Annotated in this window: 13 protein-coding genes; 11 read left to right on the top strand and 2 right to left on the bottom strand. The window is 68.4% G+C overall.

What is annotated here, in order from left to right; all coding sequences use genetic code 11:
* Nucleotides 1–18: 18 nt before the first annotated feature.
* Together BM362_RS29810 and BM362_RS29805 are read left to right on the top strand one after the other, a co-directional pair.
* Nucleotides 19–339, top strand: a complete 321-nt coding sequence (locus tag BM362_RS29810) for a hypothetical protein (RefSeq protein ID WP_067575281.1) — start codon at nucleotides 19–21, stop codon at nucleotides 337–339.
* 128 nt (nucleotides 340–467) lie between these two features.
* Nucleotides 468–1,157 carry a 4'-phosphopantetheinyl transferase family protein gene (locus BM362_RS29805; RefSeq protein ID WP_067576486.1) on the top strand — a complete coding sequence of 230 codons (690 nt, stop codon included), beginning with the start codon at nucleotides 468–470 and terminating at the stop codon, nucleotides 1,155–1,157.
* Nucleotides 1,158–1,198: 41 nt separating this feature from the next.
* Here the strand turns inward: BM362_RS29805 and BM362_RS29800 are convergent, their stop codons facing one another.
* Nucleotides 1,199–2,365: an isochorismate synthase gene (locus tag BM362_RS29800; protein WP_093575373.1), complete on the bottom strand. Its 1,167-nt coding sequence runs from the start codon at nucleotides 2,363–2,365 to the stop codon at nucleotides 1,199–1,201.
* A 94-nt stretch (nucleotides 2,366–2,459) separates the two neighbouring features.
* Entirely contained in the window at nucleotides 2,460–2,771 is a 312-nt protein-coding gene (gene mihF / locus BM362_RS29795) for an integration host factor, actinobacterial type (RefSeq protein WP_020664542.1), read from the bottom strand.
* 461 nt (nucleotides 2,772–3,232) lie between these two features.
* On the opposite strand from mihF, the gene BM362_RS29790 reads away from it, so the two are divergent.
* The 9 genes from BM362_RS29790 (at nucleotide 3,233) to BM362_RS48440 (ending at nucleotide 12,950) form a co-directional block, all read left to right on the top strand.
* Nucleotides 3,233–4,873 carry a long-chain fatty acid--CoA ligase gene (locus BM362_RS29790; protein ID WP_093575372.1) on the top strand — a complete coding sequence of 547 codons (1,641 nt, stop codon included), beginning with the start codon at nucleotides 3,233–3,235 and terminating at the stop codon, nucleotides 4,871–4,873.
* Between the two features lie 99 nt (nucleotides 4,874–4,972).
* A complete protein-coding gene (locus BM362_RS29785; RefSeq protein ID WP_093575371.1) occupies nucleotides 4,973–6,277 on the top strand; it encodes an ABC transporter substrate-binding protein in 1,305 nt (434 codons plus the stop codon).
* Complete coding sequence (locus BM362_RS29780; protein WP_067575273.1) at nucleotides 6,274–7,185, top strand: carbohydrate ABC transporter permease; 912 nt, start codon at nucleotides 6,274–6,276, stop codon at nucleotides 7,183–7,185. The genes BM362_RS29785 and BM362_RS29780 overlap by 4 nt, the downstream gene beginning before the upstream one ends.
* Nucleotides 7,182–8,000 carry a carbohydrate ABC transporter permease gene (locus tag BM362_RS29775; RefSeq protein WP_067575271.1) on the top strand — a complete coding sequence of 273 codons (819 nt, stop codon included), beginning with the start codon at nucleotides 7,182–7,184 and terminating at the stop codon, nucleotides 7,998–8,000. The genes BM362_RS29780 and BM362_RS29775 overlap by 4 nt, the downstream gene beginning before the upstream one ends.
* A gap of 91 nt (nucleotides 8,001–8,091) precedes the next feature.
* Nucleotides 8,092–8,556: a hypothetical protein gene (locus tag BM362_RS29770; RefSeq protein WP_067575269.1), complete on the top strand. Its 465-nt coding sequence runs from the start codon at nucleotides 8,092–8,094 to the stop codon at nucleotides 8,554–8,556.
* Nucleotides 8,557–9,127: 571 nt separating this feature from the next.
* Nucleotides 9,128–10,843: a TIGR03767 family metallophosphoesterase gene (locus tag BM362_RS29765; protein WP_093575370.1), complete on the top strand. Its 1,716-nt coding sequence runs from the start codon at nucleotides 9,128–9,130 to the stop codon at nucleotides 10,841–10,843.
* Nucleotides 10,844–10,895: 52 nt separating this feature from the next.
* The gene (locus tag BM362_RS29760) at nucleotides 10,896–11,297 is read left to right on the top strand and encodes a PaaI family thioesterase (RefSeq protein WP_093575369.1); all 402 of its coding nucleotides are present in this window, start codon (nucleotides 10,896–10,898) and stop codon (nucleotides 11,295–11,297) included.
* 74 nt (nucleotides 11,298–11,371) lie between these two features.
* Nucleotides 11,372–12,628: a peptidase C39 family protein gene (locus tag BM362_RS29755; protein WP_208865382.1), complete on the top strand. Its 1,257-nt coding sequence runs from the start codon at nucleotides 11,372–11,374 to the stop codon at nucleotides 12,626–12,628.
* 181 nt (nucleotides 12,629–12,809) lie between these two features.
* Nucleotides 12,810–12,950 (top strand): hypothetical protein, encoded by a 141-nt coding sequence (locus BM362_RS48440; protein WP_208865381.1) that lies wholly within the window; start codon nucleotides 12,810–12,812, stop codon nucleotides 12,948–12,950.
* Nucleotides 12,951–13,031: the final 81 nt, after the last annotated feature.

The raw sequence follows: 13,031 nt of genomic DNA, 5'->3' as shown, positions 1-13,031 counted from the left end.
GTGGGGGACGCTCGAAGGGTGACTGAGCAAACGATCCAACTCGAACTGGACGACTCGGGTCTCTCCCCTGGCCTGCCCGCGCCTTCAAACCCGCGCGATCAGGTCCAGGACGTGCCGTATCGACCAGTCGAGTTTCGTGACGACGACCTGCCCAGCGCGCTTGAGCGCTGTGCAGTATGGCTGCGCCAAGCGCAGGAGTGGCTGGGAGAACCGCTCGACGTCCTCGCGATCCACCTAGACTACGACGAGCGACAGGGTTCGCCCTACTACGACGTGAAGCTGCTTTGCAATGAGGAGGACCTAGCCGGGGTCCCCATCGCAATGCGCAACAAGAAGTAGCACTCGTCATCCACGCCGCGAAGGCCCTCTCGGACTCCGAGGGGGCCTTCGCCGCGTTTGGAGATAGGGGCATGACAAACCGCTGCGCACCCCGGCAAGATCGGAGGCGGACGAGGGAGGGTATGCCGGTGACCGAAATCGTGGTGCGCTGGTCCGAACCGCTGCCTGCGGAGGACCGCTACCTGAAGCTGCTGGACGAGTTGGAGCGCGGCCGCTACGACGCGTACCGGCTCGAAATCGACCAGCGCCGCTTCCTGACCGGCCGGGTGCTCGCGAAGACCCTCGCCGCGGAACGGCTCGGGGGTGCGGCGGAGTCCGTGCGCTTCGACGCGACCTGCGACGACTGCGGCAAACCGCACGGCCGTCCGCGCGTGCCGGGTTCGGACCTCGTGCTGTCGATCTCGCATTCGGGCAATCTGATCGGTCTCGCGGTCGCTGACGGCGTGCCGGTAGGCCTTGACGTCGAAACCGCCAGCCGCAAGGCGGACGCCTCGCTCGTGGAGTACGCGCTGAGCCCGGCCGAGCGGGAAGCCGTCGCGGGCCTGTCGGACGAGGAGCGTTCGGCAGCCTTCTTCATCTACTGGACGCGTAAGGAAGCGGTGATGAAGGCCACCGGCAAGGGGCTGAAGATCCCGCTGCAGAGCATCACGTTCTCCCGCTATGACGCCCCGGCCGAGCTGGTCGCGTCCGGTGACGAGGCACTCGACCCGGCGCGAACCCGGCTCGCCGACCTCAAGGCGGCTGACGGGCACCGGGCGGCGGTGGCGGCGTTGACGACAGGCAGCCTGAGCGTGACTGAGGAGCGCTGGCTGCCGTAAAGCTCGTGAGTGGTTGTGCCGGTTCTCACCGGCACAACCACTCACGACGCGCTGTCGTCCAGCCCCATCGCGCCGAGCAGCGTGCGGAACTTCGCGATCGTCTCCTGGTACTCGGTGTCCGGGTCCGACGCGGGCACGATGCCACCGCCCGCGAAGAGCCGCATCGACGTCTCGGCCACCTCGGCGCACCGGATCGCGACGGCCCATTCGCCGTCTCCCGCCGCGTCGACCCAGCCGATCGCGCCCGCGTAGTAACCGCGGTCGAACGGCTCCAGTTCCTGCACCAGGTCGCGCGCGGCGACGGTCGGGGTGCCGCAGACCGCCGGGGTCGGGTGCATCGCGGCGGCGAGGTCGAGGGCGGTCACTGAGCGGTCCGCCAGTTCGCCGGTGATGGACGTCCGCAGGTGCCAGATGGCGGGCGTGGAGACCAGCTCAGGACCGGCCGGGACGTCGAGCCCGCGGCAGAACGGCCGCAGCGACTCGATCACGTAGTCGATCACCAGGTCGTGTTCTTCCCGGTCCTTCGCGGACGCGAGGAGGGCTGCGCCGTTGGCCCGGTCGGTCTCCGGGTCGGCCGAACGCGGCATCGACCCGGCGTGCGGGGTCGTGAACACAGAGTCGCCCGCCCGGGAAAGCAGCAGCTCAGGGGTGGCCCCGACGAGGGTGCGGCCGCCGGGCAGTTCGGCGGCGTAAGTGAAGTGGCGCGGGTTGCCGCGGGCGAGGTTGCGCACGATCCCCTCGACCGGGATCGGCGCGTCGAATTCCAGCTCCAGCGCGCGGGCCAGCACGGCTTTGCGCAGGTCGCGGTCGCGCAGAGCGTTGACGGCCGCCCGCACGTTCTCGCGGTGGCCGTCGGCGGACGGAAGCCGCCGGGTGGCCGCCGGGGCGGGCAGGTCGACGGAGGGCGGCGCGACCGGGGTCTCGGAGCCGGCCTGGGCGCGATGCACGGTCCGGGGCAGCACGAGGTGCCCCGGTGAGGCAGCGCCGGGTCCGGTGTCGAACGGCAGCACGCCGACGGCGAGCGGCACGCCGGAACGGGCCAGCTCAGCGGCTGCCGAACGGGCGAGGCGGCGAGGGTCGGCGTCGGTGACGGTCCCGAGCGCACCGCGGGCGAGCAGGGCACGCCGGGCGGTCGCGAACAGGAAGTCGCCACGCTGGTAGCGGACGGTGGTCTCGGCCGGGGTCGCCGGCTCGGTACTGGTCGTCACTCCACCAGCGTCTCAGGATCCGGGAGCGCCGCGGGGAAAGTGTCGTCGGTGCAACACCTTCGCGCACACCTTCCCCGCGGCCGCCGGATCAGCGTTACTTGAGCGCGTCGATCAGCGCTTCGCGCTGCCGTTCGCCCAGGCCAGCGGCCCGGCGGTCGGGGTCGATCCCCGCCTGCTCGAGCAGCGCGGCGACCTTGACCGCGCCCAGGCCGGGCACCGCCTTGAGAAGCTGCGTGACCTTCGTCTTGCCGACGGTCTTGTTCTCCTTGGCCCGCTTGAGCACCGACTCGATGCTCTCCTTGCCGGACTTGATCGAAGCGAGCAGCTCCGAACGCGCCTTACGAGCCTCTGCCGCCTTGGCGAGGGCCTCGGCGCGCTGCTCCGGAGTCAACGTGGGCAGAGCCAACGTAATGTCCTTTCCTCTCAGGTCTCCGCTTTCGCGGCCGACGGTCTCAGCCGATGCTTGCAGCTGCAAGCGCTGGCCAGCCGTCACTTACCACGGCCCCAGTAAACGCCACGTGCCCGCAGTACGCGCAACCGACACGCACTTATCACCCGTCGACGGGCGCGGCGGACCTGCGCGAGGGGACCCCTCGCGACCTGTGAAAACGGCCTCAGAGGGCTCATTTCCGCCCCCATTACCTCACCCGAACGGGAGTGTATTTCGACGCAGTTAACACAACGCATTTTCTTGTCTCGCAACAGGAATCGCGACAGAAGTGGATCATGAAAGCGCGCGGCCGCCACCCGATGGCGGGAGAGGGCCGACAAGCCGTGACCGAACTTGTTCGTGCCCGATCCGGCGGATCCGCATTAGAGTCGGGCGCACCCCAGTTCACCGGCGAACGAGCACCACGGGAGTCACCCATGTTGAGCACGATGCAGGACGGACAGCTGTCGCTCGCGAAGCTGCTGCGCCACGGCACGAAGGTGCACGCGAAGAGCGAAGTCGTCACCTGGACCGGTTCAGAAGCCCGCCGGGAGACCTATGCGGAGCTCGGCAGGCACGCCGCCCGGCTGGCGAACGCGCTGCGCGGTCTCGGCGTCACCGGCGACCAGCGGGTCGGCACGTTCATGTGGAACAACGCCGAGCACCTCGCCGCCTACCTCGCGGTGCCCGCCATGGGCGCGGTGCTGCACACGCTGAACATCCGGCTGTTCCCCGAACAGCTGGTCTTCGTGGCGAACCACGCGGAGGACCACGTCGTCATCGTCGACGGCACGCTCGTGCCGCTGCTGGCGAGCAACCTGCCGGGGATGAAGACGGTCAAGCACGTGATCGTGGCCAACGGCCACGCGTCCGCGCTGACCGCGCCCGAGGGCATCACCGTGCACTCCTACGACGAGCTGCTGGCCAAGCAGTCCGACGAGTTCGACTGGCCGGAGATCGACGAGCGGGCCGCCGCCGCGATGTGTTACACCTCCGGCACCACCGGCGACCCGAAGGGCGTCGTCTACTCGCACCGGTCGATCTGGCTGCACTCGATGCAGGTCTGCATGACCGACAGCATGCGGCTCGCCCAGGAAGACCTGGCGCTGGCGATCGTGCCGATGTTCCACGCGATGTCGTGGGGCCTGCCGTACGCGGCGATGATGGTCGGAGCCTCGCTGCTGATGCCGGACCGGTTCCTGCAGCCGGCTCCGATCGCGGCGCTGCTGGCCGCGGAGAAGCCGACCTTCGCCGCCGCGGTGCCGACGATCTGGCAGGGCCTGCTCGCACACCTGGACGCGAACCCGCAGGACATCAGCCACGTGCGCGAGGTGGTCGTCGGCGGATCGGCCGCGCCGCCGTCGCTGATGCACGCCTTCGAGGAGCGCTACGACGTGCCGATCCTGCACGCGTGGGGCATGACCGAGACGTCGCCGCTGGGCAGCGTCGCGCGTCCGCCCGCCAGCGCGACCGGAGAGGAGCGCTGGGCCTACCGCTACACCCAGGGCCGGTTCCCGGCGTCCGTGGCGGCCCGGCTGATCGACGACGACGGCGAGGAACTGCCGTGGGACAACGAGGCGGTCGGCGAGCTGGAGGTGTCCGGTCCGTGGATCGCGGGGAGTTACTACGGAGGATCGGACGGTGCTCCCACGCCTGACCCGGAGAAGTTCCACGACGGCTGGCTGCGCACGGGTGACGTCGGCAAGATCAGCCCGGACGGCTTCCTGACGCTGACCGACCGCGCCAAGGACGTGATCAAGTCCGGCGGCGAATGGATCTCGTCGGTGGACCTGGAGAACGCCGTGATGGGCCATCCGGCGGTAGCCGAGGCGGCGGTCGTCGGCATCCCGGACGAGAAATGGGACGAACGCCCGCTGGTCGCCGTCGTGGTGCGGGAGGGCCAGCAGGTCACCGCTGAAGAACTGCGCGAGTACCTGTCGGGCAAGGTCGCGAAGTGGCAGCTGCCGGAGAACTGGACGTTCGTGGAGGAGGTGCCCAAGACGAGTGTCGGCAAGTTCGACAAGAAGCGGCTGCGCGCGTCCTACTCCGAGGGAAAGCTCGACATCTCACACCTCTGAGCGGTAAATCTCCGGCGAGTTGTCGGCCTGGGAAGGGCTTCGTACGGAAATCTGGTGCACGCAAGGAGCCCTTCCCAGCACGTCGGAGGAGAACTGGGGATGCAGCAGCGGAGCAGGAGGTCGTTCCTGTCGTTGGCGGGAACGGCGGCGGTGGGCGCGGTCGCGGCCGCGTGCGGGTCGAACACCGGGCGTCCCGGGGATCCGCCGCCGTCCACGGCGATGTCGGCGGGAGCCTCGACCCCGTCGCAGGCCCCGAAGGTCACGCTGCAGCAGTGGTACCACGCCTACGGCGAAGACGGCGTGCAGCAAGCCGTCAAGAACTACGCGGCCAGCTACCCGGCCGCGAAGGTCAACGTGGTGTGGAACCCCGGCGACTACGACTCGAAGATCGTCACCGCGCTGCAGAACAGCCCGGTGCCGGACGTGTTCGAGGCGCAGGTGAAGATCGACTGGGTCCGGCAGAACCAGGTGGTGCCGCTCGACGACATCATCGGGCCGGTCAAGAACGACTTCAGCCCTGCCGTGCTCGCCGCGCAGACCGTGGAGGGCAAGGTCTACGGCATTCCGCAGGCCACCGACACCCAGGTCCTCTTCTACCGCAAGAGCATGCTGCAGGCCGCCGGTGTGCAGCCGCCGCAGACCGTGGACGAGCTGATCGACGCCGCGAGCAAGCTGTCGAAGGACGGCGTGAAGGGGTTCTTCGCGGGCAATGACGGCGGCGTCGGCACGCTCACCGGACCGCTGCTGTGGTCGGCCGGGCTGGACTACCTGAAGAACAACAACCGCGAGGTCGGCTTCGACGATCCGCGCGCGGCCGCCGCGTTCGGCAAGCTGCACACGTTGAACACCAACGGTTCCCTGCTGCTCGGTGCGCCCGCCGACTGGTCGGATCCTGGCGCGTTCGTCGACGGGCTCTGCGCGATGCAGTGGACCGGGCTTTGGAACGTCCCGAAGATCCGCGACGCGCTCAACGACGACTTCGGCGTGCTGCCGTTCCCGAAGCTGGACGACAGCGGCAAGCCGTCGGTCCCGGTCGGCGCGTACGGCGCGATGGTCAACGCGAAGAGCGCGCACGTCAACGAGGCCAAGGCGTTCGTGAAGTGGCTGTGGATCGACCAGACCGACAGCCAGCTGGAGTTCGCCACCCGCTACGGCTTCCACGTGCCCGCCCGGCAGAGCCTGATCGACAAGGCGCAGACGCTGCAAAGCGGTCCGGCCGCGGACGTGGTGAAGTTCGTCAAGGAGAACAGCCACCTCATCGGCGGTCCAGTGTGGACGCAGACGTCGAACACCGCGCTGTCGGACGCGGTCGCGAAGATCGCCAAGGAGGGCGCGGACCCGGTGGCGCAGACGAAGGCCGCGGTCACCGTCGCGCAGTCCGAGCTGAAACGCCTGTTCGGATGAGACTGTCCCGGAAAACCCGGGACACGCTGGCGTTCTGGGGGTTCGTGGGCCCGTTCGTGCTCGGCCTGGCGATCTTCGCCTACGTGCCGATCGGGTGGAGCCTGTACCTGTCGTTCTTCGACGCGCGCAACACAGTCACCCCCAGCGTCTTCGTCGGACTGGACAACTACGCGCACATGCTCTCCGACGGCCCGTTCGTCGCGAGCCTCGGCACGTTCAGCGTGTTCGCCCTGTTCATCGTGCCGCTGACGTTCGTGCTGTCGCTGGCCTTGGCGGTCGGCGTGAACCAGCTTCGGTTCGCGAAGGCGTTCTTCCGTTCGGTGTTCTTCCTGCCCTTCGCGTGCTCGTACGTGGTGGCGTCGCTGATCTGGAAGACGTCGCTGTTCTCCGGCGTCCGCTACGGTCTCGCGAACACCGTGCTCGGCGTCTTCGGCATCGACCCGGTGGCGTGGACCGGCACCGTGCACCCGCCGCTGTACTGGGTCGTGCTGGTGACCGCCCGGCTGTGGCTACAGCTCGGCTTCTACATGATCCTGTTCCTCGCCGCGCTGCAGCGGATTCCGCGGCATCTGTACGAAGCGGCGTGGCTCGACGGCGCGAAGCCGGGTTGGCAGGTTTTCCGGCACATCACGCTGCCGCAGCTGCGCGCGACGTCGGTGGCCGTGCTGCTGCTGAATCTGATCAACGCCTATCAGGCGTTCGACGAGTTCTACAACATCATGGGTGATTCCCGGGGTTACCCGCCGTTCGCGCGGCCGCCGCTGGTGTACCTCTACTACACCTCCCTCGGCTCCGGCGGCCAGGATCTTGGCCGCGGCAGCGCGGGCGCGATCATCCTGGCGCTGCTGATCGCCGCGGTGACTCTCCTCCAGGGCAAGCTTTTCCGGTTCGATCGGAGCGCGACATGATCCGCGCGGTGCTTCGCTGGACAGCGCTTGCCGTGTCCGCGATCCTCTTCCTGCTGCCGTTCTACCTGTTGCTGCGCAACGGTCTCGCCTCGCGCGCGGAGCTCACCGCGCCCGGTTGGACGCTGTGGCCGAAGCAGATCCACTGGGAGAACTTCACGAAGCTGTTCGACCAGCAGGACGTGCCGTTCGCGCGCAGCATCGTGAACTCGGTCGTCGTCGCGGTGCTGCAAACCGTGGGCCTGCTGGTGGTGTGCTCGCTCGCTGGCTACGGCCTGGCGCGGGTGCCCTACCGCTACTCGAAGCCGGTGTTCTACGCGGTGCTGGCGACGCTGATGATCCCGACGTCGGTGACGTTCGTGCCGAGTTTCGTGGTGGTGTCGACGCTCGGCTGGCTCTCGGATTTCCGCGGCCTGGTCATCCCCGGCCTGTTCAGCGCGTTCAGCGTTTTCCTGTTCCGGCAGTACTTCCTGGACTTCCCGAAGGAACTGGAAGACGCCGGCCGCGTTGACGGCCTGTCCCGCTGGGGCGTCTTCCGCAAGATCGTGGTGCCGAACTCGCGGGGCTTCTTCGCGGCGATCGCGGTGATCACCGTGATCGGCAGCTGGAACGCGTTCCTGTGGCCGCTGATCATCGCGCAGTCGCCGGACTCGTGGACGGTGCAGGTCGCCCTGTCCGGGCTGCTGACCGCGCAGAACCCGCAGCTGAACCTGCTGTTCCTGGCCGCGTTGCTGTCGATCGTGCCGATCGCGGCGCTCTTCGCGTTCCTCCAGCGATATCTGGTACGCGGGGTCACCGAATCCGGGTTGAAAGGCTGAAAACCGTCACATCGACCGGCGACCGCGCGTAGCGTTTCGCCGTTAGCCGCCGACGACTCACCGTCGCCACAGTCGTAGCAGGAGTGCAGCCATGACGGACCCTTATCAGCAGCAGCCTTATCCCGGCCAGGACCCGGCGCAGGGGCATCCTTCCGGGCCGGTGCCCTCGCCTGGGTATCCGTCCGGGCCCACGCCCACGCCGGGATACGCGCCGGCACCCTATGGAGCGCCGATGTACGGGGCGCCGTATGCGGCTCCGTATCCGGGGGGCGCGCCGTTGAAGACCAGCGGGCTCGCGATCGCCGGGATGGTGGTCGGGATCGTCGCGTTGATCTTCTTCTGGGTTCCGTTCTTTGACGTGGTCGCGGCGATTACCGCGATCGGGCTGTCGTGGGCCGGGATGGTGCAGGGCGGGAAGCCCGGGTGGACCGGGCAGGGGATGGGGATCGCCGGGCTGGTTTGCGGGATCCTGGCGGCTATTCCGGCGGTGATTTTCTTGGTGTGGTTCTTTGTGTCGTTGTCGGCGGTGGGGGCCACTTGCGCGTTTTACTGCTGAGGTCGGGGGCGGCTCGTCGCCTGGCGGCGACACCGCGCCCGGTTGCTTGCGTGGGGCACCCCGAAGCTTGGTTGTGCTGACGGTCCGAGGGTGCTTGTCAAGGCGGGAAAGATGCCTTGGCAAGCACCCTCGGACCGCATGTGGGCTTCGCAGCGGGGTGCGGGGGTGGTGCGGGTGCACCGTTCGCTGGGTGCACCGGCGGCGGTTTCGCGAGTGGGGCTAGCGCCCCGAAGCGGCATTCGATACGTCGCCTGCACCCAATGTCACCTTGGGGCGCATCCCGGCGGGGCGCGGGGCGGGCGGGTCCGTGCGGGCCCCTCCCGGCCCGGTAGCTGGTCGTGAGGGGAACCCTCAGGGAATCAGCGGCGGTGAGGGCGTCCCTCACGTACCGCTGGGCACGGCCTGGCCTCCCCTCCGTTCGGCGGTAGTGGCACCCGGGTCGGCGTGACAGAGTCTCCCGCATTGTCACGACAAATGTGAGATACCTTCGCGTTCTGCTTCGGCGTAGTTCACCGGCCCGTCATGGGCGTCCAGGAGCGTGCGAGGGGCCGGCGAGACGGGGAGCGAAAACATGGCGGAACTGACCAGGCGGGCGTTCACCACCGCGGGTGCGGCTGGGGTGGGGTTGCTGCTGTGCACTCCCACGGCCAACGCGCTGGACCGTGCGTTGAGGCGGACCGCTCAGCGGGCCGTGCGGACTGCTGGGACCACGCTTGACCAGGCCGCTTCCGGGGCAGCCACTGGGTACTCGCGGCTTTCCGCCGGGCCGGGCTGGCCGGTCGCGGTCCGGGCGGACCTCGTTGAGGGCAAGTCCGGGCGCGACGACCGGCGGACCGCGCTCGGGGCGTTCGTGCAGTTCACCGACCTGCATATCACCGACACCGAATCGCCCGCTCGGTTCGAGTATCTGCATCCGTTCATCGGGTCCGCGCACCGGCCGCAGGAAACGCTGGGCACCGTCGCGACCAGTGCGCTCGTCAAGCGGGTCAACAGTTTGCGCGTGGGGCCGTTCACTGGGCGGCAGTTCGACTTCGTCGTGACCACTGGCGACAACACCGACAACCACGAACTGCTTGAGCTCGACTGGTTCCTCACGACGCTCAACGGCGGCGCGATCACGCCCAACTCCGGCGACCCGAACCGCTACGAGGGGGTCCAGGCTTCTGGCAATCCAGAGTTCTGGAACCCGGGCACACGGCTAGCCGATGACTACACCAAGAAGGGCTTTCCGCAGGTCCCCGGGCTGCTCGAAGCCGGGATCGCGGCGTTCACCGCGCCTGGGTTGAACCTGCCCTGGTACTGCACGTTCGGCAATCACGACGACAGCGTCGTCGGCACGCTGCCGGAGGGCATCCCGGGCATCGAGGGCTGGTACACCGGCAAATACAAGGTCGTCGGCAAGGACGAGAGCAGCGCGCGCAAGCTCGGCACCGCCATCCAACAGGGCAAGAGTGTGCCGCTCGGCGAGTTGTTCGGCGGCGGCACCGTTCGCGAGGTCACGCCGGATCCGCGCCGGCGGCCGTTCAGCACGTCGGAGTTCGTCAAGGCGCATCTCGCCGCGAAGAACACCGGGCCGGGGCCGGTCGGGCACGGCTTCACCGACGCCAACTCCGACGGGCGCGACGTCTACTACGCCTTCCGGATCGCTCCCGGCGTCACCGGGATCAGCCTCGACACCACCACGCAGGGCGGGTTTGCGGACGGTTCGATCGGGCTCGCGCAGTTCAACTGGGTCGAAGCGACACTCAAGCGCAACAGCTCGACGTACTACGACTTCTTCGGCCGCAAGGTGACCCATTCCGTCACCGACGAGCTGTTCGTCCTCTTCAGCCACCACACCAGCGGCACCATGGGCAACCTCCTGCCCGACGCGCGCCACCTGCTCGACCCGCGGCTGAACGGCGACACGTTCGTCGCGATGGTGCAGCGCTTCCCGAACGTCGTGGCATGGGTCAACGGGCACACCCACCTCAACAAGATCACCCCGCACGTCGGCAAGACCCCGGCGCAGAGCTTCTGGGAGATCAACACCGCCAGCCACATCGACTTCCCGCAGCACGCGCGGATCATCGAACTGGCCGACAACCACGACGGCACGCTGTCGGTGTTCACCACGCTCATCGAGGCCGACGCCCCGTACGCCGCGGACTACTCCGCCCGGACCCCCGACGCGCTCGCCTCGATGTACCGCGAGTTCTCCTACAACGACATCCACGCGAACCTCAGCCACGTCGGCGAGGCAGGCGACCGCAACACCGAGCTGCTGCTGACCAACCCGCTCAGCTGATTACCCGCGAGGTAATCGACTCCACGCGTCCGGCTGCGGTTGACTGCTCGGCATGACCGACGTCGAAGGCACGCAGCTGTTCCATAAAACGATGCCGTTCAGCGAGCGGCTCGGCATCGAGGTGCTGGAGCACGGCCCGGCCCTGGTCCGCAGCCGGATCGCGTGGGACGAATCCCTGTGCACGCTCGGCGGAGTGCTGCACGGCGGCGCCCTGATGGCGCTGGCCGATTCGACCGGCGCGGTCTGCGCGTTCCTCAATCTTCCCGAAGGCGCGCAGGGCACGACGACGCTGGAGTCCAAGACGAACTTCCTGCGCGGCGTCCGTTCGGGGTATGCCATTGCGTCGTCCACACCATTGCACGCCGGACGCCGCGTCGTGGTCGTCGAGACCGAAATCCGCGACGACGACGGCAAGCTCGCCGCGAAAATCACCCAGACGCAAGCAGTGTTGTAGCGGCGGCTCTTTACTTACCCGCTCCGGAAGGCGAAAATCTTTGGCTACCACTGGGGTCTGGGGACGGAGCCGGAATGCGGGTTCGCGGGTTGGTCACGTTACTGTCCATCGTCATGCTCACGGCTGGTGCGGCACAGGCCGCCGCGGAACCGCAGCACGCGCGTAACGACGAGTCCATCGACTACCACGAATGGTCGTCCGGCTCGTTCTTCGCCGGCAAGCTCGACGGGCTCGGCTTCGGCTACGGCGGCCTGCGGATCACGCATCCGATCGGCAGCGTCGCGCACACCGAACCGGGGCTCGGCACCACGCGCACCTACGACTACGGCACCTGGACGTCGCCGAAGTACCGGCAGGGCTTCGACGCGACGCAGCTGATCGCGTCGTGGAACGCGCGCACCCCGGCCAAGACGTGGCTTGAGGTGCAGGCGCGCGGCCGGACTTCGGCCGGGGCCGAAACCACGTGGTACACGATGGGCCGCTGGGCCAGCGGGGACGCGGACATCCACCGCACCAGCGTCGACGGGCAGAGCGACGACAACGCCTCGGTCGACGTCGACACGCTCGCCACGAAGGCAGGCGTCACGCTGCGCTCGTACCAGTTGCGCGTGACGCTCTACCGCGAGCAGGGTTCGCCGACCACGCCGACGCTGTCCTCACTCGGCGCGATGACCTCGAACGTCCCCGACCGGTTCGACGTCCAGACCACCAAGCCCGGCCGAGCGCGCGGGATCGAGCTGAAGGTGCCGCCGTTCGCCCAGAACATCCACAAAGGACAGTTCCCGCAGTACGGCGGCGGCGGTGAGGCCTGGTGCAGCCCGACCTCGACCGAGATGGTCGCCGAATACTGGCACCGCAAGCCGACCGCGCAGCAGATGGACTGGATCCCGGCGGACTACCAGGACCGGTCGGTCGTCTACGCCGCGCGCGGCACCTACGACTACGCCTACGACGGCACCGGCAACTGGCCGTTCAACACCGCGTACGCCGCTTCGCTGGGCTTGCGCGGGCACATCACCCGGCTGCACGACCTCAACGAACTCGAAGGCTACATCGCGCACGGCATCCCGGTGATCACCTCGCAGTCGTTCCTGGCCAGCGAACTCGACGGCGCGGGCTACGGCACGGCCGGACACCTGATGGTCGTCGTCGGCTTCACCCAGGCGGGCGACGTGATCGCGAACGACCCGGCGTCCAGCTCCGATGGCCGCGTGCGCACGGTGTACAAGCGGGACCAGTTCGAGAAGATCTGGCAGCGCACGAAGCGGCACACCGAGAGCGGCGCGGTGGCCAGCGGGCCGGGCGGCGTGGTCTACCTGATCACCCCGTAAAACGCGCTGGTTCGCCTCGCCGGTCCGGGGTTGGTGTGCCTCCGGGACCGAACCCCCGGATACCCTGTCGGACCCCCGGAGAACTGCTCCTCGCTTACCTCGGCTATTACCGGGCCGCGCTGCTGCACGAGCTGGACGGCCTGGCTGAGGCCGGCTGCGCTGGGGATTCCTGGGCGAGGACGTGGATCCGGTCTGGGGCGAGAACGACCCCGAGACCGGGAAGTGGTCGGTCGGCGCGGAGGAATCAGCGGACGACATCAGGGCGCTCTTCCGGAAAGAGCGCACGGCGTCCCGCGAGATCGTGGGCCGGGGCGCGGCCTGAGGACATCGCCGGTGGCGGCGGGCGCTTCAAGGGTCCGGGGCGGGTGCCTGCGTTGGGTTGGATTCTGTTTCGTCTGTTGCA

Source organism: Amycolatopsis rubida, assembly GCF_900115345.1.
Taxonomy (GTDB): domain Bacteria; phylum Actinomycetota; class Actinomycetes; order Mycobacteriales; family Pseudonocardiaceae; genus Amycolatopsis; species Amycolatopsis rubida.
The sequence above is the reverse complement of the archived record's forward strand: the minus strand, read 5'-3'. Positions and strand labels throughout refer to the sequence as shown.